The sequence below is a fragment of the Ruegeria sp. Alg231-54 genome (assembly GCF_900143525.1).
Lineage (GTDB): Bacteria > Pseudomonadota > Alphaproteobacteria > Rhodobacterales > Rhodobacteraceae > Ruegeria.
The window spans coordinates 114,340-137,511 of sequence record NZ_FREZ01000004.1 but is presented as its reverse complement, the minus strand read 5'-3'; the positions used below and the strand labels follow the sequence as shown (position 1 = coordinate 137,511).

Genomic DNA, 23,172 nt, shown 5'->3' with positions numbered 1-23,172 from the left:
CCGGGGAAAAGTGCTCTGCCCCTCAGTATAGGGGGCAGAGCGTTTTGGATCAGTAGCTGTTGGCCACTGCGTCCGCCAATTGCTGAACCGCGTCAGCCGAGGACATATCCGAGTTGAAATGTGCGGTCACAACATCCGTGATCGCACCAGACTGCGACCCACGCAGCGCCATGCCATGGGCGTAAGACGGCAGCAGCGAACCACCTGCCGAGGTCGTACCCATGTCTTCTGCCGAGATTTTCGCACAGATATCAAAGGCATCCAGCGCTACGTCAGTCCGTGCAGGGATCGAACCCTTGTTCAGGTTGAACACTTCCTGGAAGTTCGGTGCGACGATCAGTTTGGCCAGCAGTTCCTGGCCGGCGCGGTTGTCGTCACCTTCGACTTCGAACATGGCAAAGCTGTCGACGTTGTACAGATATCCGTCACCGGGGGTCGAGGCGCACAGGAAATCTTCGCCGGGCTTCTTGCCAGCGGCCAGGAATTCACCTTTGGCCCAGTCACCCATGATCTGGAATGCGGCCTCGCCATTCATCACCATGGCGGTGGCCAGGTTCCAGTCGCGACCCGAGAAGTTCTCGTCAACATATCCACGCATGGTACGCATCTGGTCAAAGACTTGTACCATTGTGTCCGACGTCAACGCTTCGGGGTCGAGATCGACCAGGGCTTTCTGGTAGAATTCTGGCCCACCAATACCCATGACAACCGCCTCAAACACGGTCGCGTCCTGCCAGGCCTGGCCGCCGTGGGCCAGCGGGATCACACCGGCGGCCTGCAGTTTTTCGGCTGCTGCGTTGAACTCATCCCATGTGGTGGGCATTTCGACGTCGTTTGCCGCCAGAACATCAGCATTCGCCCAGATCCAGTCGATGCGGTGCACGTTCACGGGTGCAGCGCACCACGTGCCTTCGCACATCATATGGCCCGCGATCGACGCAGGCAGGACATCCGCCCAGCCTTCGGCCTCGGCAACGTTCGAAATGTCGGCCAGAACGCCTTCTTCGTACCATTCCTGAATGGCAGGGCCTTTCAGCTGAACGGCGGTCGGCGCATTACCGGAAAGAACCCGGGCACGCAGCGCGGTCATTGCCGCATCACCACCGCCACCCGCGACGGGCATGTCGGTCCAGGTACCGCCGTTCGAGGCGAATTCTTCCTGCAGAACGGCAACCGACTTGGCCTCGCCACCCGAGGTCCACCAGTGCAGTACTTCCGCCTGCGGCTCGGCCACAACGGACGATCCGGCCACAACGGCCAAAGTCGAAACGGTGGCAAATGCAAAACGCTTCATTTTTTGTCTCCTCCCTGAGAACTCAGTGACTGCCAAAGCAGCGATGGCGCTATTACTGTGGTCAGATCGCCGTCTGACAAAGCAGAATTCACGCTAAAGCACAGAAACGGCCCAAATTTTCACCACTTCTGTTACAGCGTGTTACGTTGGCATTGAATCTGTTTCCATTCGTTACAATGGACGACGACAGAGGGAAAAGATCGGGAGGAAAGACAGAGTGAGCATTCCGCGGCTTCTGGTGGTGGATGACGACCCTGAGATGCGGTCGATGATGACGCAGCTATTGCAACAAAATAGCTTCATCGCCCTACCCGCCAGTTCCGAGCGGGAAATCCGGGCGCACCTATCCAATGGCCGGATCGATCTGATTTTGTTGGACGTCATGCTGGGGGACGAGAACGGGATTGATATCTGCGCCCGGTTGCGGCGCGAACAGGACGTCCCGATCATTCTGGTCTCTGCCCTGTCCGCCGACCATCAGCGCATGGCAGGGTACGAAGTTGGGGCAGACGATTACATTGCCAAACCCTTCAACCCTCAATTGATGCTGGCCCGTGTCAGGGCAGTGATGCAGCGCGCTCGGCGGTCGTCTTCGCTGGCGTATCGCCGCAGAACCCGCACGTTCCGTTTTGACGGCTGGGTCTTTGACGGAAAGCGTGATGATTTACATTCGCCAGAAGGCTATTTGGTCGCGTTGTCACAGCGGGAAACCGCCCTGCTCAAGGTCTTGCTGGCCAATCCACATATTCCGCTGACGCGCGATGAAATCGTCACGGCACTGGATGTAACAGGGGACAGTGACAAGTCCGAAGCGCAGGGCCGCGCCATCGACATGCTGGTCGGACGCCTGCGGTCCAAGATCGAGACCAACCCGAAAGATCCGCAAATGCTGCGCACGGAACGCGGGGTCGGGTATATCTTTGCCGCCGACATTTCGGTCGAAGAATGACACTGCGCCTGCGCAATCTGGGGTGGCTTTGGACCCTTTCAGCCTTTGCCGCCGGTTTGCTGTCTGCAGGGTTATGGTTCGCTTCGGCGCGCGCCTGGAACGACTACCTGCTTCAATCTTTTGTAGCAGGGTTCACCGTCTACGAAGAGTTGCGAACAGGCATGGCCCCCTCCGAGGGGTTGTCGATAACGCCCTTGCCGCCCCAGGATACGGCCCTTGCCGAAAATGGTGAATTTCAGCGGTTGCCCGGGTTTTCAAACCGCCGTTTCGTCACCAACCTTTCGATCCTGACCGACAGTTCCTCGCCGCTCAGCGGGCGTGAATTAAGCGTGGCGATCCTGTCCGACCGGTTGGTTTATCCGGTTTCGGACATTGTGTCAGGCAGTGATCAGACCGGGCCTGAAAAGATGGGAAACCTGACCCGGTTGCTGGCGACATATTGCAGCGAACCAATCCTGATTGCGAAGTTTGGACGCGAGGCCTGGCATCAGGTCGACGGGACCCAGATATGGGGCTGTCAGGCGGCTCCAATGGATTTACGACTGCCCGCAATTCTTATGGGGATCGTCGCAATGGCGGTCATCTTATCCGCAGTCAGTAATGTCTCGGATACCTTCACACGGTTTGCCCGCGCGTTGCGCGAACGGCAGCGCCTTGGTGGGCCGGAAAGCTATGAGGCGGATGGCCCGGATGAACTGCGCGATATCGTCTCGGCGGTGAACGCCCATCTTGAGGCCGAGCGCGCGCAGCTTGAAAAGCGGGCGACGGTCTTGTCCGGTGTCAGCCACGATCTGGGCACCCCTGCGACCCGCGTGCGCCTGCGTGCCGCTCTGATCCCCGACGATGAACTACGCGAAAAGCTCGAGGCGGATGTGGATCAGATGACGGGCATGATCGAAAGTGTCCTGACCTATACGCGATCCGAACTTGATGTTGAGGAACCGCGCCAGATTTCTCTGACCTCTTTGGTGGAGGCTCTGGTCGCCGATTATCAGGATATGGACCTGCCCGTGACGCTGAAAAAGACCGACCCCGTCGCGGTCGATGGGGTTACATCGGTTTTCATGTCCCGGCGCGGACACGGGCAGCTGACCGAAACACGCCGCGTTCTGGTCATGGCGCGACCCATATCGCTTAGGCGTGCGCTGACCAATTTGATCGACAACGCGTTGAAATATGGTCGACACGCCGAAGTGCAGTTGGCGACCGATGCGACCACCGCGACGATCACGGTCGAAGATAAGGGCACCGACCTGTCCGTGACAGACATCGAAAACCTGATGGCTCCGTTTCGTCGTGGGTCCAACACCGGATCTTCTGACGGCTATGGTTTGGGCCTGACAATCGCCGCCACCGTGGCCGAACAGCATGGTGGAGAAATGCGTTTTGAGGCCGGCGACTGCGGCCTGCGTGCCTGCCTGCAAATCGCCCGGCAGTAAAAACTAGGTGGTATAGCTGCGCACAAGCGCGCTGGCGATCAGGGACCACCCGTCGGCGATGACAAAAAACGCCAGTTTAAACGGCAAGGACACTGTGGCTGGCGGCACCATCATCATCCCCATCGACATCAGAACCGCCGCAACCACAAGGTCGATGATCAGAAATGGCAGAAAGACCAGAAACCCGATCTGAAAAGCGCGCGCAATTTCGGACAGCATGAAGGATGGCATCAGGATGGACAGCGGCGCTTCGGGCGACAGCGTTGTGGCATCACCACCGGGGCGCAGGGCGGCCATGGCGTGAAACGTATCGGGGTCCAATCGCGCAGCCATGAAACCGCGAAACGGCTGTAATGCACGCTCCAATGCAGGCTCGACCTCCATCGTTTCATCGACCAACGGCCGAATTCCTGTTGTCCAGGCTTCGGAAAAGACCGGCTCCATGATGAAATAAGTCAGAAACAACGCCAGGCTGACAATCAGCATATTGGGAGGAGATTGCTGCAACCCGATACCCTGGCGCAGGATCGCCAAAACGGTGATCAGAAACGGAAAACAGGTGATCATGATCGCCAACCCCGGAGCCAGGCTGAGCACGGTGATCAACAGGATCAACTGAATCGTTCGCGCAGATATCGAACCGCCCTCGCCCAGCGAAACAGACAACTCCTGCGCCGTGGCCAGAGACGGGGTCAGCACCGCAAACGCGACCGCCAGAATAAGAAATCGGCGCATCAGCCGATCCCGTTTTGCAGGTCCGCGATTTCGGTCAGACGCACAGCCAGCTGACCGGCCTGCTCGCCCTCCATCTCCTCTAGCAGACCGCGTGCGACAAGCTGGTCGCCGACTTACAGGTCAACCGGATCCTCGATGCGTTTGTCCAGCATCAGCACGGCGTTTTCCCCCATGTTCAGCAGATCACGGATCAAAGGGCGCGCCCGGCCAACCGATATGGTGACTTCAATCGGAACGGCCTCGAACGGGTTGGGCTTCTCGGATTTCGGGGTTTGCGGATCACTCATTGGTCACTGCCTCTTTTGCCTGAAAAACATACGCCTGAAAGGCTTGATCGACCGCAGCAAGCAAGCCGCTGCAATCCACCTCGCGCTGGGAAACCCCGACCTTGAGCCGCGCCTGCCCTACCTCAAGCGTCGAGTCTTCGATCACCTGCACAGCCGATGACAACTCGGCGGGGATCAGGTCCTCCACCTCGTTCACACGACCTGAAGGCACGAAGATTTGCATTGGCTGTCCGATCTGCCCGCGCGCCATATCGGTGAGTTGTTCGATAAGCCGAACGGCAAACCCTCGGTCCAGTATTTCAGGCAAAACCAGCTGTGTCAGGCTCTGAAACATTGGTTCCAGCGACAGGGCCATCCGGTTAATCGCCTCATGATAGGTAAAAGACATATCTTCGAGCGATTTGGCCAATTCAACCGAAACCTGCCCCCGGCTCTGCTCTTGCGCCTGGACCGCGTCTTCCCAGCCTGCGCTATAGCCTTGCTCGAACGAGGCCAGCCTTTGTTCCTCTAACGCGTCCTCATCCAGAACGTGCAGCTGTCCGCCACCGACCTGCAAGGTGAAATCCTCAAGAAGATGGGCAATCGACATCACACACGCTCCTCACCTTCTTCCAGCCAGCTGCGCAGAATTTCGACCGTTTCTTCCTGCTTGTCGCCGATCATCGCCCTGAGCCGATCCACCGGGTCCGCCCCGGCATCGATAGCAAGCGCCGGAACGTTCCCTGTGGGCGCCTGCCCCGGCAAGGTGGTGAATTGCCCGCCCTCTTCCGTCGCAATTTCGCCGGTCAAGTAAGAGGCGGGCTCTAGTGCAGCACCCGCAGGTAACAGCGCCGGAGCGGACGCCGGCTGGGTCAGTATGGGGCGGATAACGAACATTCCAAGCACCAGAGAAACCACCGCCAATACGGCCATCTGAATCAACGACATCGCGTCGAAATGCACCTTCTGCCACAGCGAGGCGGTTGCCAGACTGCCCTGCGGCTCGACCGCCGGCAGATCCAGCGATTTCAGCGTAATAACGTCGCCTCGTTCGGCATCGTAGCCCACTGCCGAGGCCACAAGCTCTTGCAGTGCATCCATCTCGGTCTGCGGCATCGGCGCGAATGTTTCACTGCCGCTTGCGTCCACGGATCGCGTCCCGTTTACCAGAACAGCCACCTTCAGTCGCTTGATCGCGCCGGGACCGTTGTGAACCTCAAGCTCGGTTTCGGAAACCTCGTAATTGACCCGCTCTCGGGTTTGGGTTGCGTTCGAATTGGATTCGTCCCCGCCCGCGCCATCGCCATCGGGCAGGTTTGACGCAACCGTCACATCCCCGGATTGGTTGCGGGCACTGTCCGAACGCTCTTCGACATCGGTGCTGATGGCCACACGGCCATTGGGATCGAAACGCCGTTCGCGGATTGATTCTGTCTTGGTAACTGTATCGACACTCACCTCGACGACAGCATTTCCAGCTCCGACCCGGGCTTCTACCAGACGCAGAACCCGTTCGCGCAGCTGGCGCGATTTATCGTCAGCGGTATCTGCGGACACCCGGTTGTCCTGTGCCCCGATCACTGCGCCATTCGAATCGATGACGGTGACGTTCTCGGGCGCCAGTCCGCTGACTGCGGACGACACCAGGAACCGGATCGCCTTTGCCTGATCCGACGTGATGTCCGTTCCTGACGCGACCAAATAGACCGATGCAGTCGGTGCAACACTGCGTTGGAACGGATTGGCTGATCCATTGGCAATATGCACACGCGCCTGGCTGATATGGGGGCTGCCGACAATGGTTCTGGCCAACTCTCCTTCTTTAGCGCGCCAATAGGCGGCGTCGAACATCTGCGACGTTGTGCCAAACCCGCTGAGCGAATCCAGCAACTCGTAGCCCCGGTTTCCGGTTGCCGGCAGACCTTCGCTGGCCAGCGTCAAACGCAGCTCATCCCGCTGTGATCCCGGCACATAGATGGAGCCGCCGCGAATCTCATACTGCACACCGCGCTGATCCAAGGAACGGACGATATCCCCTGCAACGCCGCTTTCTAATCCGGCGTAAAGCAGGGTCATCGACGGCGTTGTCACCAGACGCGACATCGCAAGGATTCCCAGAAACACCAGCACGACTGCACCCGCGACAATGATTTGTTTACGCCTGTCCAAACTTGCCCAGACAGTTCCGATCTGCTGCACGATCACCTCCGACTCGCCGACATTTTGTGCGGCGCATCCCTTTTTGGACGATTGCCCTTAACAATCGGCTAGTCCCTGTCGGGTTATGACGATTGCAGATTGTAGGAATGAGGACGTCATGACCGACGCGACTGCAGAACAGGCAGAAATCCCGGAAAAATCTGGGAAAAAGAGAATGATAATAGGCGCGATTCTGGCGATAGCCGGTGCTGCGGGCGGGTATTTCCTAACCACCACCGGCCTGTTGCCGATAGGCGGAAAACCCGTCGTACAAATCGCCGAAGAAACAGAGAAAAGCTAGCCTGCCAAGGCTCTGCCAAAGGTTGGATTCGTTGACCTTGCCCCAGTCGTCGTTTCGGTAAACACCAGCGATTCGCGACATCTGAAGTTTCATGCTCAGCTCGAGGTGAACGCGCCCTACATGGCGGATGTGGAAAAGATGAAACCGCGAATTATGGACGTGCTGAACGGATATCTGCGCGCGATCGAGGTATCTGATCTTGAGGATTCGCTCGCGCTCATGCGCATCCGAGGACACTTGTTGCGGCGTATCGAAATCGTCGTCGGTGAAGGCCTTGTGCGCGATGTTCTCGTCATGGAATTCGTACTGAACTAGGAGGCGAAGTTGGAGCTGATTGCAGATATCTTGCTGGTGGCAGGTGCCTTGGGTGCGGGTCTTTATTGTTTCGTCCTGTCCAGGCGGTTGAAACGCTTTACCGACCTTGAAAAAGGCGTCGGAGGTGCCGTGAGCGTGCTGTCATCCCAAGCGGAAGAGTTGAAACGGTCACTGGATTCAGCGCGCGACGCCTCGGATCAGTCTGGCGTCGTTCTTAAGGAATTGACCGAACGCGCCGAAACAGTGGCGCAGCGGCTTGAGCTGATGATGGCCTCGATGCATGACGTAGTGCCGGACGATGAAGAGGCGACCGAGTTCCCTACACCAGAGCCTAAGCCGGTTGTTTCCGAAGAACAGTCCCAAGCCACCTCAGTGCCCGTCATTGAACAAGACGCGCCAGCCGAGACTCAGGTCAAACGTCCAGGCGGTTTGATGTTCCTGCGTCACAGCCGCAGCGAGGCCATGACATGAGGCGGAAGCGGGCAGAAAATCGTCCCAAGGGCGGCGTGCTTGCGGTGATCGCGATGCTTATGATCGGTTCCGCCGCGATCAGAATAGGATTCGAGGCCGGCCCCGCGCTGGCTAAAGGATCCGACCTCGCCCCATCGCAGGCGAGGAACAGCCAAGCCGAACAGCACGGTGCGCAAGAATTGTTGACTGAATTACTACGCCGCGAAGACGCGCTCAAGAAACGAGAGGCCGCGTTGCAAGACAAAGAAAAGGCGCTGGATATCGCGGATCAGGCGATTGAAACGCGCTTGGTTGCCTTGCAGGAGGCAGAAGAGTCGCTGCGACAGACACTGGCCTTCGCCGAAAAAGCCGCCGAGACCGATCTGACGCGCCTGACGGATGTGTATCAGAGCATGAAGCCCAAGGACGCAGCCGCCCTGTTCGAAACCATGGATCCCGGCTTTGCGGCTGGCTTTCTGTCGCGGATGCCGCCTGATTCCGCCGCAGGTGTTCTGGCCGGTCTCAGCCCCGAAGCCGCCTATACGATCAGCGTGATCATGGCCGGTCGCAATGCTGCGACTCCACAGGAGTAGCGCACATGTTTTTTACCCCCGCATCTGACATTGCAGGAAACCGCCCATGATCGGAATCATCGGAATCGTCGTCACTTTCGCCATGGTGTTTGGCGGATATCTTGCCGCCGGTGGCAAGATGACGATCATTTTGAAATCTCTCCCGTTCGGATGATGATGATCGGCGGCGCCGCCGTTGGCGCATTCATGATCAGCAACGACTTGAGCGCTGTCAAACATACGATCAAGGACATGGGTAAAGTTTTCAAGGGCCCCAAATGGAAGCCCGAAGATTACCGCGATCTGCTGTGCCTTTTGTTTTCTCTGATCCGCATTGCCAAGGCCAACCCGGTCGAGGTGGAACAGCATATCGAAAACCCCGAGAACTCGACCCTATTCTCAGCCTATCCGAAGATTCAGAAGGACAAGGAAGCTGTCGATCTGATCTGCGACACGATGCGATCCGCGTCGATGAATTACGACGATCCACATCAAGTTGAAGAAGTGCTGGAAAAACGGATGGAGACCAATTTCCACCACGCCATGCATTCCAGCCACGCGCTGCAAACCGTCGCCGATGGTTTGCCCGCACTTGGTATCGTGGCCGCCGTTTTGGGCGTAATCAAAACGATGGGGTCCATCGACCAGCCGCCCGAAGTACTGGGCAAACTGATCGGCGGCGCTTTGGTCGGGACGTTCCTAGGCGTGTTTCTCGCCTATGGCCTGGTTGTCCCGTTCGCTGGCAAACTGAAAGCGGTAGTCGAAGAGGACAACCATTTTTCCAGTTGATCAAAGAGGTTCTGGTCGCCAATCTGCACAACCACAATGCAGCCATGTGCATTGAAGTTGGCCGCCAGAACACGCCGACGCATAACCGCCCAGCATTTTCGGAGCTGGAAGATGCTCTGAAGGAACTCAACCAGGCAGCGGCATGATCCGGACAGTTTTCCTTGCTTTGGCGCTAACCGCCACGGCAGTGCAGGCTCAGGCACAGGATGTTCAGGTGCGTTCGGGCGAACATGACGGGTATACGCGGCTGGTCGTCCAGGTTCCGGCGGGCACTAAATGGGTACTGACACACAAGAAAAATGGCGCGCGTTTGAAAGTCGAACTGGAAAAGGTGAACTTCGACACAGCTGCCGTGTTCCGGCGTCTGACGCAAAACCGCTTGGCCGCAATCTCTCAGTCAGAGCAGGGTGCCGCACTGGATATGCAATTTGGCTGCGACTGTGTTGCCAATGCCTTTCTGTTCAAGGGCACGATGATCGTGGTGGATATTGCACCAGGCTCGGCGCTGCCCGCAATCAGCGCTGATATACCGTCGCCTGTTTTGCCCAAAGCGTCCAAAGAGAAAGACCCGTTGGTTGCGCAAAATTTGCAGAGTCTCGAATTGCCACTGCTAAACCTGAACGCACAGCGCTTTGAAGAACAGCTCTCTGCCCTGCTGCTGCGCGGCTCTGACCGGGAAGTCGTTGATTTGAGCTTGCTCCGGTAGGACCAAGGCTGTCGGCCCCCAAGAACGATCCCTTTAGCCCCTCAGACCTTAATGCCAATATTCATGTGACATCTGTTCTGGACGGCTTGAATGAACTTTTAGGGCCATCCCTGCCGCAGCTTGAACAACGCCCACCCTGCATCTCAGGCGCTGAGCTTGGGTTTGACCGTTGGTCTGGGGCAACTCCCTTTCCAGAACAGGTGGCTTCGTTGCGAGCCGCCTTGTTCAAAGAATTCGATCATCTTGATGAAGAAAAGGCGCTGAAGCTGGCGCAGCTATACGCCTATTCCGGGTTCGGCGCAGAGGCTATTCGGACGCTTGAATTGCTTGGGCAGCATGCGCCGGACACAGATCGGGTTGCCGCCATAGCTCGGTATCTTGATGGCGCACAGCCGTCCCATCCGAACCCATTTACCAGTCTTCAGCGGTGTGAAAGCGACGCCGCGCTTTGGGCTCTTTTGATCGAAGGAGAGCTGCAGGAAGAGGCCCGGTTGCAATCGATCGAACAGTCATTTGCGCGTTTGCCCGACCATCTGCGCCGTCACGTTGGGCCGACATTGGCGGAAATTTTGACAGATGCCGGGAAACTTGAACCAGCAAGGCGCGTGTTGCGCGCGGTCGACCGCGTTGCGACCGAGGACAGCGCCGATACGTCCCAAGCCAAGGCTAAAGTCGCGGCTGCCGAAGGCGACGGCCCGAAGTCAGAAGCATTGTTGAACGAACTCATTGCCGCGTCGGGTTCAGAGTTGGAGGCACCGCTTGCGCTTGCGCGACTGGTCGACAAGCGATGGTCGGAACGTGGGGCAGTATCTCCGCAAGAGCTTGATCTTGCCGCCTCTTACGTCATGGAGTTTCGCCGGTCTGGAATCGGGCCGCGCATGCTGCAAACACAGATCGTTGCGTTAAGCTTAAGCCATGAGCTCGACAAGGCGATGAATCTGCTGAGCACCCAAGATAAACAGGCCAATGCCGCCGAAACGTTGAACCGCGTCGCCCAGATCCTGACCGAACGCGCCGACGACGCGACATTTCTAAGACGGGTTGTGACCATGACACTCGAGCAGAAACTGGCGCTAGTCACAGACACAAGCGTGGCGATGGCCGAGCGTTTGGTCACCCTTGGTTTTGCGGACGCGGCGCTGGAACTGGCCAGTCGGCCACAGGACAAAGCCCGGCGCGCAGAAAGGGCACGGTTACGCGCGCGCGCTGCCTTACTGCAACGCCGACCACATCAAGCATTGTTGGAGTTGGTCGACGATCCATCAGACGCGGCCCAGCTTTTGCGAGGGCAAGCATTGCAGATGTCGGATGATTACGTGGCAGCTGGTCAGCTTTTGCGTGCTGTGGGTGAGGATGAAAAAGTCGATCGGTTCTTTTGGTTGGCCGATCATCCGGAAACGGTCGAGCCCGAACGCGACACAAAGTTCCTCGCAGTTCAGCAAACAACGCGGCTCCTTTCCGTGCCGCCAACACGGATGCAGGACAAACCCTTAGCTGACGCGAAAGGCTTGTTGGATGACAGCGCAAAAACACACCAGCACATTCTGGAGTTGCTTGCGAAGGTGGACCAATAGCGGATCACGTCAGCGTCACCTGCATTCACGGTTGGTCTTTCATTAGATGCCCGCTGAGCGTCGGCCTGCAGTCCGCACCGGCCGCTTTTACGGATCAAAGACCAACGGCATCAGGTCCGACAATCTGGATGTAGGCTCGACCCAACCCAATATGGCCGCGCGGATCGCGTCCGCGCAGTCTAAACCGGCGACCGGCGCGGCAAACTCGGTGTACTTGGCGATCACATCTCCCCTGCTGAGCGGGGCCTCCGGCCCGCCGCGCGCGTGAGTGTCGCCGGATTCGAACACACGCCCATCGGTCGATTTCAAGGTGACATCGGCCCACCGCCCCTGCGGGAAGCGTGCACTGTGGCGCGCATCTTCCAGAACGTGAATACGCGACACCAACTCTGCCACTGCCGGATCAGACAGACCCGCACCCGAGATATGTTCGACTCCGATCCGACCATGGATCGCCTGAACCGCCACAGCAAAAGGCAGAGAATACTGGGCCTGAGACGTGGTATTAGGCATCCCGCCATACAGGCAGGCCGCTTCTTGAAAACTGTTGATATGGATGGATCGAATCTGGTCGTGGGCTAGGTCATTCTCCATCATCACAGCCCGAACGCCATCAATTGCCGCATGAGCCCAGCGACATATGGGATAAGGTTTTACGTATTGGTGTTCGACCTGCCAGAACTGACCCAAATCATCCCAAAACGACGCAACATCAGCATCTTCGATTGTGATGGCCGGGGCGCCCGTGAAACCACGTTCGGCCAGAATCGCAGATGATATGCCAACCATCGCGCCCCAACCCGATCCGTCATGCAGCATCGTCGGATTTGCAATCTCGCGCATCATCTGACTTCGAGGTCCGTGGTATTCCGCGATTCCCAATGCTTGTCGAAACTGGTCGGGCGTATGCCTGCGCATGCGCGCGGCCATGGCCACCACACCCAGTGCGTTCCACGCGCCGGACGTGTGGTAATCGCTGACCGATGCGTGCAGCGACAGCCCCGCACGTCCCGCGATTTCATACCCCGTGATGGCGGCAGCCAGCGCTTCGGGGCCGGACAAATCAGGGCAATGCGCACCAAGTGAAATCAACGCGGGCAGTACAACGACACCGATATGCCCCTTAGTCGGGTTGTAGCCGTCATGCCCGTCCAAATTGTCGGTTTGCGTGGCCGCCGCGTAGGCAGCGCCCGCCATGCTGACGGGGCGGCCATCAAACATCATCGGAACGCTGAATGCCGCATCAGTGCTTGCGTAGAGTAGCGCGGCAGTATCGCGCGCGATCACGCCGGCCTCCATCGGGCCGGAGGCGATCAGGATGCCCATTGTGTCCAGCATCATCAGGGCGGCGGCCTCTTTCGCGCTGTCAGGCATTTCCTGCGCTGAAAGGTTCAGGGCAAAATCCGTGACCCGATCAAGCGTGCCGGTCATTTGGCTGCCTCCATCACCTTGGGTTGGACATCGCGCAGCCGGAGACCCGATGGATCAAAGGGCGGTTCGGTCAAAACTCTGGCTTTATGCGGTTTGCCGAGGATGAAGATTTCCACCATTTCCCCCGGCTGTACGACCGCCGGATTCGCATAGCCGATGGCCAGGGATTTGCCGACCGAATAGCCATAGGCCCCTGACGTCACACGTCCGACCGGTGCGCCATCTGGTGTAAAGATAGGTTCGCCACCGGACGCGTCGGCATCCGCCGCCTCGACCTCAAAAATCGACAGAACCTCGCGCGCGGCGTTGTCCTTGATCTGGACATAGGCGTCTTTGTGCAGGAAGTCCTTGTCCAGCTTGATCAGACCTGCCAGCCCGACCTCCTGCGGCCAGTATTCCTGAGAATACTCGCGGCCCCAGGAGCCATAACCCTTCTCGATCCGCAGTGATCCCAACGCGCGGCCGCCCACTGGACCACCGTCGCACTCCTTCGCAGCCTCAAGCAGTGCTGAGTAGAGCCTGATCTGGTCCTCTTCTGCGCAGTGCAACTCCCACCCCAAATCACCGGTAAAGCTGACACGGATCGCAAGGCAGATCACGCCCGCAACCTCGATCGTGGCCGAACGCATGAAGCGGAACGCCTCGTTCGTCAAATCCGCATTGGTCAGCCGCTGCAGCAGGTCACGCGATTTGGGCCCTGCGACGTTGAAGCCCGCAATCCGGTCCGTCGCCACCTCGAACGTGGTGCCTTCGGGCAGGTCGATCAATTTGAAGAACCGCTGATGATAGCGCTCGGCCATACCCGAGCCGATCATCATGTATTCGTCCTCGGCCACCTTGGTGATGGTAAAGTCGCCGGCCACACCCCCGCGCACCGAGATCAGCGGCGTCAGGCAGGACCGCCCGACCACGGTCGGCACCCGGTTGGCAACCAGCTTGTCCAGCCACTCATTGGCACCCGGGCCCTTAATGACGTAGTTGGCAAAGTTCGAGATGTCGATCACGCCAACGTTTTCGCGCAGCATCTTGACCTCTTGCCCAACCGGTTCCCACCAGTTCTGGCGCGTGAACCCGTTTGTCTCGGTGGTGCCGGGCTGATCGGCAAACCACAGCGGATGCTCCCAGCCGCAGTTCAGACCAAAGACGCAGCCTATGTCCTTTTGCATTTCATAGGCCGGGCGCACGCGGGCCGGACGGCCTGCGCTGCGTTCCTCGTTCGGGAAATGGATGGCGAACCGGTGGGTATACTGGTCCGCAACCCGCGCCTTGGTGAACTTCTTGTCCGCCCAGTCGCCAAACCGGGCGAGATCCCAGGCGAACATGTCGTATTGCGGCTCACCCTCGATAATCCACTGCGCCGCCAGCAACCCCAGCCCGCCCGATTGCGAGAAGCCGGGGATCAGGCCCCCACAGAGGAAATAGTTCTGCAGTTCCGGCACCGGACCCCATAGGGCGGAACTGTCCGGGGACCAGATCATCGGCCCATTAATCACCCGTTTCACACCGGCCGTCGCCGCTGCGGGCACACGTTCGGTGGCGCGGATCACGTTTTCCATGATCCGGTCCAGATCATCGGGGAACAGGTCATGAGCAAAATCCAGCGGCGTGCCGTCTTCGGCCCAGAACTTCATGTCCTTCTCATAGGCCCCGATCAGCAGCCCGTTGCCTTCCTGTCGGAAGTAGTACTCCCCGTCTCGATCGGCGATCGAAGGCAGACGGCGACCCAGGTTGGCAACCTCATCAATGGAATCGGTTACGAAATATTGGTGTTCGGTCGGTTGCAGCGGCAGGTTCAAACCCGCCAATGCCGCTACTTCGCGGCCCCAAAGGCCTGCGGCATTCACAACCCATTGCGTATGGATATCCCCCTTTTCCGTGCGCACGATCCACGATCCATCTGGCTGTAGATCAGTGCCTAACACGGGGCAAAACCGCTCAATCGTTGCACCCATGGCGCGTGCGCCTGCGGCATATGCGTGCGGCACGCCTGAGGGATCCACGTTGCCGCCTTCGGGTTCAAACATAATGCAGCGGATATCGTCGAACCGCGCCAGCGGGTGAAGCTCCATCGCCTGTTCGCGGCTGACTTCGTAGAAATTCAGGCCATAGAACCGCGCTTTTGCTTCTTGCAGACGCAACTGGTGTTCGCGGTTTTCAGTCTGGGCCAGATAAAGGGAACCGGGCTGGAACACTCCGCAGCTCTGGCCGGTTTCCTGCTCCAGCTCTTTATACAGGTTCATTGTGTAATGCTGGATGCGAGTGATATTGTTGTTGTCATGCAGTCCGTGGATATTGGCCGCCGCGTGCCAGGTTGATCCGCTGGTCAGTTCGTCCCGCTCAAGCAGGACAACGTCCCGCCAACCGAGTTTGGCCAAATGGTACAGGATCGAACAGCCTGCCAATCCTCCACCGATGACTACGGCCTGCGCATGCGTTTTCATGAACTTGATCTCCCGCCGACAGTGCCGAAAACGACACCCTTAAGCAGAAGTCAGCCACATGTCGTATGCGGCTTATGCTCTGTTCCCGACGCGAAATGTCGGGAACAGAGCTTGAATGGCCGGTTTTGATTAGTAAGGCGCTTCGACGTCGTTCATCGAAACGTAGACCGTCTTCATCTCGCTGAAGTGGTTGATCGCCAGTTTCGAGTTTTCGCGCCCAACGCCCGACATTTTGGACCCACCAAACGGGGCCTCGACCGGAGCCAGATTATAGGTGTTGATATAGCAGGTGCCCGCCTCGAACCCGGCCACGATGCGGTGCGCGCGCGTCAGGTTGTTGGTGAAGACACCGGCGGCCAGACCAAACTCGGTGTCGTTGGCGCGGGCCAACACCTCTTCTTCGGTATCAAAATCCAGCACGGACATCACCGGGCCGAAGATTTCCTCGCGCGCGATGGCCATATCGTCCGTCACATCCGCAAACACTGTGGGCTGCATGTAGAAGCCGTCACCGTCCATCCGCTCACCGCCGAATACCAGGCGCGCACCTTCGGCCTTGCCCTTTTCGACATAGCTCAGCGCGATGTTCAGTTGGTTTTCGCTGACCATCGGGCCAAAGTTGACGTCCTCATCCAGCGGATCACCGATTTTCGCAGTGGCCAGACGTTCAGAGAGGCGCTTGAGGAATGCCTCTTTGACGCCTTTCTGCACAAAGACACGGGTGCCGTTCGAACAGACCTGACCCGAGGAATAGAAGTTGCCCAGGATCGCACCCGAAACAGCGTTTTCGATATCGGCGTCGTCGAACACGATCATCGGGGACTTGCCGCCCAATTCCATCGTCACGTGTTTCATGCCGTCGGCAGCTGCGGCATAGACCTTGCGGCCGGTCGGAACGGATCCGGTCAGCGAAACCTTGGCCACGCGCGGATCGGTCACAAGCGATGCGCCAACATCGCCGTAGCCCTGGATCACGTTATAGACGCCCTTTGGCGCGCCCGCTTCGATCAGGATCTCGGCCACCTGCAACGCCGACAGGGGCGTGGTCTCGGACGGTTTGAAGACCATCGTGTTGCCGCAGGCCAGTGCAGGGGCGCCTTTCCAGCATGCGATCTGGGTCGGGTAGTTCCATGCGCCGATACCGACGCAAACGCCCAGCGCCTCGCGGATAGTGTAGACAAAGTCTCCGCCGCCCAGCGGGATATGCTCACCCGTCAATGACGCAGCCAGCCCCCCAAAGTACTCCAGCGCATCCGCACCCGATGTGGCGTCGGCCACCAGGGTTTCCTGCAAGGGTTTACCGGTGTCGTGGGTTTCGAGGATCGAAAGCGCGCGATTGCGATCACGCATGATGTCAGATGCCCGTCTCAGGATGCGCCCACGCTCGGTCCCGGACATTGCCGCCCACTCTGCCTGAGCGTTTTTGGCACGTGTTAGAGCCTGATCTACAATATCCGGCGTGGCAGAGTGCAGCCGGGCGATGATTTCACCGGTGGCCGGGTAGATCACGTCGATAGGGGCGCCGTTGGTATCTTCGACATATACGCCGTTGATGAAATGGCTCGCTTTGGGCTGAAACTTCATGCCGATTTCCTTCTCAGAAGTCCTTTCTTTCGCGTTTATATTTTATTGATTGACCAGTCAATAAAAGCAATTCACGGCGGACTCCCGCTGATGTGAATCGGCTCCCTCTTGAATAAAAAGCTTAATGTTCCATTTATGTTCTACATAGTCAGAGGAACAATCCGATGTCTTACCACGCCCGCAACCCGGCCATGGATGGCCCATCAAACGACTATCACCTGTTGCCCGTCACAGACCGGCAAATGCGATACGCTCGTGCAATTGCCCAGCAGTCGGCCTTGGAAATCCCAGTCGAGGCACAACGGGATCGCAAGTCGATGTCTGCCTGGATTTCGGCGCACAAGCCAGCCGATCCATCGCCCTTTGCGGACTATCCATCCGGCAAGCAGGTTGCCTTTGCCGAACGCATTTCCCGTAGCAAGCGCAGGCCTATCCCATCCGAGTGTTTCCGCGACAAACAGATGATGTCCCGCTGGATTGATCAGAACAAATAATGGCCGTCTATTGTTTATGGTGGCGGGTATAGAGCGCAACCGTAGCAGCAACAAACATACCCAAGAGGATGTAGCCGGTAACAGCCTCAGCGACGGCCAGCCCGCGACATAAACCTGTTGGGATCATGTCGCCATATCCCACAGTGGTGAAGGTGACGTATGAAAAATACAGGAAATCGGCTGGGGCATCTGCACCGACCACGCAATTGTCGGCGTAGCCGAAAGCGCCATACGCCGCCGCGAACAAGAACGGAACGACCTGAATGAAGGACACACCCATCAGAAACAAGCGTCGATGCGGCAGTTTCACCTGTGTCATGTAGTACCAGGATTGCGATGCGACCCAAAACACCAGGCAGACCGACACAATAGTACCAATGGTTTCCCCTGCGGCCGCCTCACTCAGGCGCGACAGACCATACCACGCAAAAAAACTGGCAATAACCAGTCCGACCGCTGCGATAAGCGTCGATTTCCACTCTTCCAGGGTTGTAGGTTCGCGGTGCATAAAACCTCCGATGGCCTAGGTTTTTCCGCGATCATCAGGGTTCCGGCCTGTACCCGCAACCTTAATCATTCACCCATCATTCAATGCCTAGGTGTTCCTGCCCGCGCTGACGTGACAGCAGGATCTGTTTCTGGCGTTCGCGGAACCGCATTTTGTCCGCGTCTGATGTCTCGTTGATGCACCGATGGCAGGACACGCCGTGCTCGTATTCCGCGCGCTTCATATCCTCTGGCAGAATCGGGCGGCGGCAGCCGTGGCACAGGTTGTGCGGCCCTTCGACCAGCCCATGCCCAACCGAGACGCGATTGTCGAAGACAAAGCACTCACCCTGCCAGCTGCTGTCCTCAGCGGGCATCTCTTCGAGATACCGCAGGATGCCGCCTTTCAGATGATACACATCCTCGACCCCCTGCCCCAACAAGTAGTTGGTGGATTTCTCGCAACGGATACCGCCGGTGCAGAACATGGCGACCCGCTTGTTGTGAAAGCGGTCTTTGTTTTCTTCCCACCAGGCCGGAAAATCACGGAAACTGGCTGTTTCAGGGTCTACTGCGCCCTCAAACGTACCAATCGCCACCTCGTAGTCATTGCGTGTGTCGATCACGACCACATCGTCAGACCGGATCAGATCGTTCCAGTCCGCGGGCTCGACATAATTGCCGACACGGGCACGCGGATCGACGTCCGGCTGGCCCATGGTCACGATCTCTTTTTTCAGACGCACCTTCATTTTGCCAAAGGGCGGGTGATCGGATGTGGCCTCTTTCCACTCAAGATCCGCACAACCGGGCAGAGCCTTGATGTGGGCCAACACCGCATCGATCCCACTACGCGGGCCGGCGATGGTTCCGTTGATCCCCTCGGCGGCCAGCAACAAGGTGCCCTTGACTGACTGCGCGCGGCATAGGTCCAGCAGCGGGTCGCGCAGGGCTGCATGATCCGAAAAACGAGTGAAGTGATAGAGAGCAGCGATCGTATACATGCGCGCGGTCTAAACCTGCTGGACAAGAGTCGCAAGAGACCGGATTGACGCCCCCCGCCCTGCCCCCTACCGATAGGACAATGCGAGGAGATTCCCGATGGCCCATGCCCTAATTGTAATCGACGTTCAGAACGATTTCTGCCCCGGTGGTGCGCTGGCGGTGCCCGGAGGTCACGAGATCGTGGACCCCATCAACACAATGATGGCAGAGTTCGACGCCGTGATCCTGACGCAGGATTGGCATCCGGCGGGACATTCGTCCTTTGCCAGCGAGCACGACGGTAAAGCCCCCTTGGACATGACCGAAATGCATTATGGGCCGCAGATCTTGTGGCCGGATCACTGTGTGCAGGGCACCGAAGGTGCGGAATTCCACCCGGACCTGAAGACCCATGCCGATCTTGTCATTCGCAAGGGCTTTCGACGCGGTATCGACAGTTATTCCGCATTTTTTGAGAACGACCAAAAGACGCCGACCGGTTTAGAAGGATACTTGAAATCACGCGGGATCACCAAACTGACCATGGTTGGGCTTGCCACAGATTTCTGTGTTCATTTTTCGGCCGTTGACGCCGCCCGGTTGGGTTTTGATGTCACCGTGCGCTTGGACGCGTGTCGCGCGATAGACATGGATGGGTCACTGGCTGCCGCCAAGGCTGCGATGCGTGACGCCGGTGTTGCGCTGATCTAAGGTGTAGCGCCTTTTTCGGCAAGATACCTAAGCACTGCAAACAAGATCACCGCTAGTCCCAATGCGACGCCAATTCGTCCCGGCAATGTTCGGCGCTCAGGCGTTGCGGGTGATTTGTAGCGTGGATTTGGCGTCCAATTCTCGACTTTTGGGCGTTGGTCGTTGCGTGGTTTGGCCGTTTTGACGTTGTCCAAAAAGCGATGGAAATCGAATTCACCGCAGTATTCGCCCTCAATTCCCATTTCGCGAATATTGGCAAAAAGCGCGTGCAGAATGCGTTTGCGTTGGTCTACGTCCCGTGACGAATAGTACCCTTGCGACAACTTGCTGTCGGTTGAATCCAGATCAAAGCCGGCTTCCTGGAAAATTTGTCGAATCTTCGGTGACGTCGCCCGAAGCGCGTCAGCCGTTTTCACGTGACGGAATCGGGCACGCGCGACGGAATTGTCCAATCGCTCTGAACCGGCGTTATCTTCCAATTCCTCATTAACAACGATGTCAAAATCGTACTCGAGAACCATTCACCAAATTAACCTCGTTCAACCATCCCTCTCTTTTCACTAAACTGTGAAAAGATCACACAATATGCTCGCAATGTGACCTGACCTTGTCATTGTCATCATTCTAGCGACTCTTGCCATTCCACGCACCGATTGATCTAACAACGGAAATCGCAGGAGTTCCCCATGGTCGATATTGCGACACGCGTGTACAATCATAAATGGAAGATTGACCCGATTGTACGGTCTTTGATCGACACGGATTTCTACAAACTGCTGATGTGCCAGTCAGTGTTTCGAAATAAGCCCCAAACGGATGTGGCTTTTTCCCTGATCAACCGGTCGAATCACATTCCATTGGCCAAACTTATCGATGAGGGCGAGCTGCGCGAGCAATTGGATCATATTCGATCGCTTGGCCTGAGCCGGGGCGAAAGCACGTGGCTGCGGGGCAATACGTTCTATGGCAAGCGCCAGATGTTCCGTTCGGATTTTATGGAATGGTTCGAAAACATGCGCCTGCCGCCCTATCACCTGGAACGGAAGGGCGATCAGTACGAGCTGACATTTGAAGGTAAGTGGCACGAGGTTATGCTGTGGGAAATCCCGGCGCTTGCGGTTCTGATGGAGCTGCGCTCGCGCGCGGTGCTGAACAACATGCGGCGGTTTGAGCTGCAGGTGCTATATGCCCAGGCCATGACCCGCGTTTGGAAGAAGATCGAACAACTGCGGGATATTGACGGGCTTGGGATCGCGGATTTTGGAACCCGGCGTCGACACAGCTTTCTTTGGCAAGACTGGTGCGTGCAGGCCATGATCGAGGGTCTGGGATCGTCCTTTACCGGTACGTCGAACTGCCTAATCGCCATGCGGCGCGAAGTTGAGGCCATCGGCACCAACGCGCACGAACTGCCGATGGTCTACAGCGCCCTTGCCAAAGACGATGCCGAACTGGCGCAAGCGCCTTATGACGTGCTGAGCGACTGGCACGACGAGCATGACGGCAATCTGCGCATCATTCTGCCGGACACCTATGGCACGCAAGGCTTTTTGGATCGCGCACCCGATTGGCTGGCCGGATGGACCGGCATTCGCATCGACAGCGGTGATCCCGCAACAGGCGCAGAAACCGCGATCAAGTGGTGGCAATCCCGTGGGGAAGACCCCCTGGAAAAGCGTGTGATTTTCTCGGATGGTCTGGATGTCGACAAAATTCGGGAACTGCACACTCAGTTTTCCGACAGGACCAAAATCTCGTTTGGTTGGGGCACATTGCTGACCAACGACTTCCGCGGCCTCGTGCCAAACGACGCGTTGGCGCCGTTCTCGCTGGTCTGCAAGGCTGTGTCCGCCAATGGCCAGCCGACCGTGAAACTGTCGGACAACCCGGAAAAGGCGATGGGACCGAAGGATCAGATCGAACGCTACAAACGAGTGTTCGGCGTAGGCGCGCAAGAGGCGATCGAGGTGATTGTTTAGGCTCTAACCATGGTAAGCCGCGATCGTTTTCAACTGTGAAAAGCCATATAAGGCCTCGAACCCTTTCTCGCGGCCGTGTCCAGATTTTCCGACACCCCCAAAGGGCAGCTCTACGCCACCACCTGCGCCGTAGTTGTTGATGAACACCTGGCCCGAGCGCAGTTGCTTTGCCAGCCGCATTTGCCGCGCGCCGTCGCGGGTCCAGATGCTTGCGACCAGCCCGTAATCGGTGCCGTTGGCGATCTTCACCGCGTCTTCTTCTGAATTGAATGGGATCAGCACCTGCACGGGACCGAATATCTCATCCTTGGCCAGACAATGATCCGGCGGAACGTCCGCAAAAAGGGTCGGCACAACGTAGGCCCCCTCGGACGGTGCACCGTCTACGATCCGACCTTGCCCTGCGACGATCAGATCTGCGCCCCTGGCCAGAAAGCCCGAAACGATGTCCTTTTGACGGGCCGATATCAAGGGACCAACTCGTAGATCATCCTGCGCGGGGCCCACGGTCAAGTCTGCATAAGCCTCTGCCATGCGTTGCTTGACCTGATCATAAACCCCGCGCTGCACCAAAATGCGTGACGAGGCAGAGCAGGTTTGCCCCGCATTCTGAACCCCCGCATTGACCAGAAATGGCAGAGCGGCATCCAGATCGGCGTCGTCAAACACCAGTTGAGGTGACTTCCCCCCAAGCTCCAGCGTCACGGGCACCACATTTTGCCCCGCTGCCTGCTGCACCAGCGCCCCAGTAGCGACTGACCCAGTGAACGAGACATGGTGCACGCCCGTATGGCCCGACAAAGCCGCCCCCGCCTCGGCCCCCAACCCGGGTACGACGTTCAGGGCACCGGCTGGTAAACCGGCCTCTTGCGCCAGATGCGCAAAGGCCAGCGCGGTCAGGCAAGCTTCTTCCGCAGGTTTCAGAACGCAGGCATTGCCCATCGCCAGCGCAGCCCCAACCGACCGTCCGATGATCTGCATCGGATAGTTCCACGGCACGATATGCCCCGTCACGCCGTGCGGTTCCCGCAAAGTATAGACGGTGTAACCATCCAGATACGGGATGGTCTCGCCCATGACCTTGTCTGCGGCCCCACCATAGAATTCACAATACCGTGCCAACGCAACCGCATCTGCCCGTGCCTGCGTCAGGGGCTTGCCGACATCCATGGCCTCCAGCGCGGCCAGATCTTCGACACGCTCCAAAACCATCCTCCCAATACGCGTGAGGATACGGCCCCGCTCCAGCGCAGTCTTTCGTCCCCAACCCCCGTCAATCGCAGCCTGAGCCGCCTTGACCGCAGCATCAACATCATGCGCGCCACCCCTTGCGATCTGGCAGATATCTGAACCGTCAGAAGGATTGATCAAAGGCAATGTTTGTTCTGAGGCTGGCGGCACCCAATTGCCGCCGATCAGACACAGGCTTGGATCAAACCAAAGGGGACTGGGCATAAGATACTCCTATATTCG

The 23,172-nt window shown here is 58.0% G+C and carries 22 protein-coding genes and 2 pseudogenes; 12 read left to right on the top strand and 12 right to left on the bottom strand.

What is annotated here, in order from left to right; all coding sequences use genetic code 11:
- Positions 1 to 49 precede the first annotated feature (49 nt).
- On the bottom strand, positions 50 to 1,294 hold the full coding sequence (locus DHN12_RS09800; RefSeq protein ID WP_108860032.1) for an ABC transporter substrate-binding protein: 1,245 nt from the start codon (positions 1,292 to 1,294) through the stop codon (positions 50 to 52).
- 217 nt (positions 1,295 to 1,511) lie between these two features.
- On the opposite strand from DHN12_RS09800, the gene DHN12_RS09795 reads away from it, so the two are divergent.
- Both DHN12_RS09795 and DHN12_RS09790 read left to right on the top strand, forming a co-directional pair.
- Positions 1,512 to 2,243 (top strand): response regulator transcription factor, encoded by a 732-nt coding sequence (locus DHN12_RS09795; protein WP_058275016.1) that lies wholly within the window; start codon positions 1,512 to 1,514, stop codon positions 2,241 to 2,243.
- On the top strand, positions 2,240 to 3,682 hold the full coding sequence (locus DHN12_RS09790) for a HAMP domain-containing sensor histidine kinase (protein WP_108860031.1): 1,443 nt from the start codon (positions 2,240 to 2,242) through the stop codon (positions 3,680 to 3,682). The genes DHN12_RS09795 and DHN12_RS09790 overlap by 4 nt, the downstream gene beginning before the upstream one ends.
- A 3-nt stretch (positions 3,683 to 3,685) precedes the next feature.
- On the opposite strand, the gene fliP is transcribed toward DHN12_RS09790, so the two are convergent.
- From fliP to fliF, 4 genes and pseudogenes are all read right to left on the bottom strand, one after another.
- The gene (gene fliP, locus DHN12_RS09785; RefSeq protein WP_108860030.1) at positions 3,686 to 4,417 is read right to left on the bottom strand and encodes a flagellar type III secretion system pore protein FliP; all 732 of its coding nucleotides are present in this window, start codon (positions 4,415 to 4,417) and stop codon (positions 3,686 to 3,688) included.
- Positions 4,417 to 4,704 (bottom strand): annotated as a pseudogene (locus DHN12_RS09780) (FliM/FliN family flagellar motor switch protein). Before DHN12_RS09780 ends, fliP begins: the two are co-directional and overlap by 1 nt.
- The gene (locus tag DHN12_RS09775; RefSeq protein WP_108860029.1) at positions 4,697 to 5,293 is read right to left on the bottom strand and encodes an ABC transporter ATP-binding protein; all 597 of its coding nucleotides are present in this window, start codon (positions 5,291 to 5,293) and stop codon (positions 4,697 to 4,699) included. The pseudogene DHN12_RS09780 and the gene DHN12_RS09775 overlap by 8 nt, the downstream one beginning before the upstream one ends.
- A complete protein-coding gene (gene fliF, locus DHN12_RS09770; RefSeq protein WP_108860175.1) occupies positions 5,293 to 6,882 on the bottom strand; it encodes a flagellar basal-body MS-ring/collar protein FliF in 1,590 nt (529 codons plus the stop codon). Before fliF ends, DHN12_RS09775 begins: the two co-directional genes overlap by 1 nt.
- A gap of 118 nt (positions 6,883 to 7,000) precedes the next feature.
- Here fliF and DHN12_RS24810 point away from each other — a divergent pair, with 118 nt between their 5' ends.
- The 7 genes and pseudogenes from DHN12_RS24810 to DHN12_RS09740 all read left to right on the top strand — a co-directional run bounded on the left by DHN12_RS24810 (position 7,001) and on the right by DHN12_RS09740 (position 11,589).
- Complete coding sequence (locus DHN12_RS24810) at positions 7,001 to 7,183, top strand: hypothetical protein (protein ID WP_234416609.1); 183 nt, start codon at positions 7,001 to 7,003, stop codon at positions 7,181 to 7,183.
- 12 nt (positions 7,184 to 7,195) lie between these two features.
- Positions 7,196 to 7,498, top strand: coding sequence for a flagellar basal body-associated protein FliL (fliL, locus tag DHN12_RS24805; RefSeq protein ID WP_255415461.1), 303 nt, complete (start codon positions 7,196 to 7,198; stop codon positions 7,496 to 7,498).
- 9 nt (positions 7,499 to 7,507) lie between these two features.
- Complete coding sequence (locus DHN12_RS09760) at positions 7,508 to 7,969, top strand: hypothetical protein (protein WP_108860028.1); 462 nt, start codon at positions 7,508 to 7,510, stop codon at positions 7,967 to 7,969.
- Positions 7,966 to 8,541: a MotE family protein gene (locus tag DHN12_RS09755; protein ID WP_108860027.1), complete on the top strand. Its 576-nt coding sequence runs from the start codon at positions 7,966 to 7,968 to the stop codon at positions 8,539 to 8,541. The genes DHN12_RS09760 and DHN12_RS09755 overlap by 4 nt, the downstream gene beginning before the upstream one ends.
- 46 nt (positions 8,542 to 8,587) lie before the next feature.
- Positions 8,588 to 9,455, top strand: a pseudogene (gene motA / locus DHN12_RS09750) (flagellar motor stator protein MotA).
- Complete coding sequence (locus tag DHN12_RS09745; RefSeq protein ID WP_108860026.1) at positions 9,452 to 10,015, top strand: hypothetical protein; 564 nt, start codon at positions 9,452 to 9,454, stop codon at positions 10,013 to 10,015. Before motA ends, DHN12_RS09745 begins: the two are co-directional and overlap by 4 nt.
- Before the next feature lie 65 nt (positions 10,016 to 10,080).
- On the top strand, positions 10,081 to 11,589 hold the full coding sequence (locus DHN12_RS09740) for a hypothetical protein (RefSeq protein ID WP_108860025.1): 1,509 nt from the start codon (positions 10,081 to 10,083) through the stop codon (positions 11,587 to 11,589).
- A gap of 87 nt (positions 11,590 to 11,676) precedes the next feature.
- On the opposite strand, the gene DHN12_RS09735 is transcribed toward DHN12_RS09740, so the two are convergent.
- The 3 genes from DHN12_RS09735 to betB all read right to left on the bottom strand — a co-directional run bounded on the left by DHN12_RS09735 (position 11,677) and on the right by betB (position 17,045).
- Positions 11,677 to 13,020: an MmgE/PrpD family protein gene (locus DHN12_RS09735; protein WP_108860024.1), complete on the bottom strand. Its 1,344-nt coding sequence runs from the start codon at positions 13,018 to 13,020 to the stop codon at positions 11,677 to 11,679.
- A complete protein-coding gene (locus tag DHN12_RS09730; RefSeq protein WP_108860023.1) occupies positions 13,017 to 15,461 on the bottom strand; it encodes an FAD-dependent oxidoreductase in 2,445 nt (814 codons plus the stop codon). Before DHN12_RS09730 ends, DHN12_RS09735 begins: the two co-directional genes overlap by 4 nt.
- Before the next feature lie 129 nt (positions 15,462 to 15,590).
- Positions 15,591 to 17,045: a betaine-aldehyde dehydrogenase gene (betB, locus tag DHN12_RS09725; protein ID WP_108860022.1), complete on the bottom strand. Its 1,455-nt coding sequence runs from the start codon at positions 17,043 to 17,045 to the stop codon at positions 15,591 to 15,593.
- 164 nt (positions 17,046 to 17,209) lie between these two features.
- On the opposite strand from betB, the gene DHN12_RS09720 reads away from it, so the two are divergent.
- Positions 17,210 to 17,539 carry a hypothetical protein gene (locus DHN12_RS09720; protein ID WP_108860021.1) on the top strand — a complete coding sequence of 110 codons (330 nt, stop codon included), beginning with the start codon at positions 17,210 to 17,212 and terminating at the stop codon, positions 17,537 to 17,539.
- Between the two features lie 7 nt (positions 17,540 to 17,546).
- Here the strand turns inward: DHN12_RS09720 and DHN12_RS09715 are convergent, their stop codons facing one another.
- Both DHN12_RS09715 and DHN12_RS09710 read right to left on the bottom strand, forming a co-directional pair.
- Complete coding sequence (locus tag DHN12_RS09715; RefSeq protein WP_108860020.1) at positions 17,547 to 18,047, bottom strand: potassium channel family protein; 501 nt, start codon at positions 18,045 to 18,047, stop codon at positions 17,547 to 17,549.
- A gap of 76 nt (positions 18,048 to 18,123) precedes the next feature.
- On the bottom strand, positions 18,124 to 19,029 hold the full coding sequence (locus DHN12_RS09710) for a rhodanese-related sulfurtransferase (protein WP_108860019.1): 906 nt from the start codon (positions 19,027 to 19,029) through the stop codon (positions 18,124 to 18,126).
- Between the two features lie 97 nt (positions 19,030 to 19,126).
- Between DHN12_RS09710 and pncA the strand changes: the two genes are divergently transcribed.
- Complete coding sequence (gene pncA, locus DHN12_RS09705; RefSeq protein WP_108860018.1) at positions 19,127 to 19,720, top strand: bifunctional nicotinamidase/pyrazinamidase; 594 nt, start codon at positions 19,127 to 19,129, stop codon at positions 19,718 to 19,720.
- Here the strand turns inward: pncA and DHN12_RS09700 are convergent.
- Positions 19,717 to 20,136 (bottom strand): hypothetical protein, encoded by a 420-nt coding sequence (locus tag DHN12_RS09700; RefSeq protein ID WP_234416608.1) that lies wholly within the window; start codon positions 20,134 to 20,136, stop codon positions 19,717 to 19,719. The genes pncA and DHN12_RS09700 overlap by 4 nt on opposite strands.
- Positions 20,137 to 20,406: 270 nt before the next feature.
- On the opposite strand from DHN12_RS09700, the gene pncB reads away from it, so the two are divergent.
- Complete coding sequence (gene pncB / locus DHN12_RS09695; RefSeq protein ID WP_108860016.1) at positions 20,407 to 21,699, top strand: nicotinate phosphoribosyltransferase; 1,293 nt, start codon at positions 20,407 to 20,409, stop codon at positions 21,697 to 21,699.
- Between the two features lie 3 nt (positions 21,700 to 21,702).
- On the opposite strand, the gene DHN12_RS09690 is transcribed toward pncB, so the two are convergent.
- Positions 21,703 to 23,154: an aldehyde dehydrogenase family protein gene (locus DHN12_RS09690; protein WP_108860015.1), complete on the bottom strand. Its 1,452-nt coding sequence runs from the start codon at positions 23,152 to 23,154 to the stop codon at positions 21,703 to 21,705.
- Positions 23,155 to 23,172: the final 18 nt, after the last annotated feature.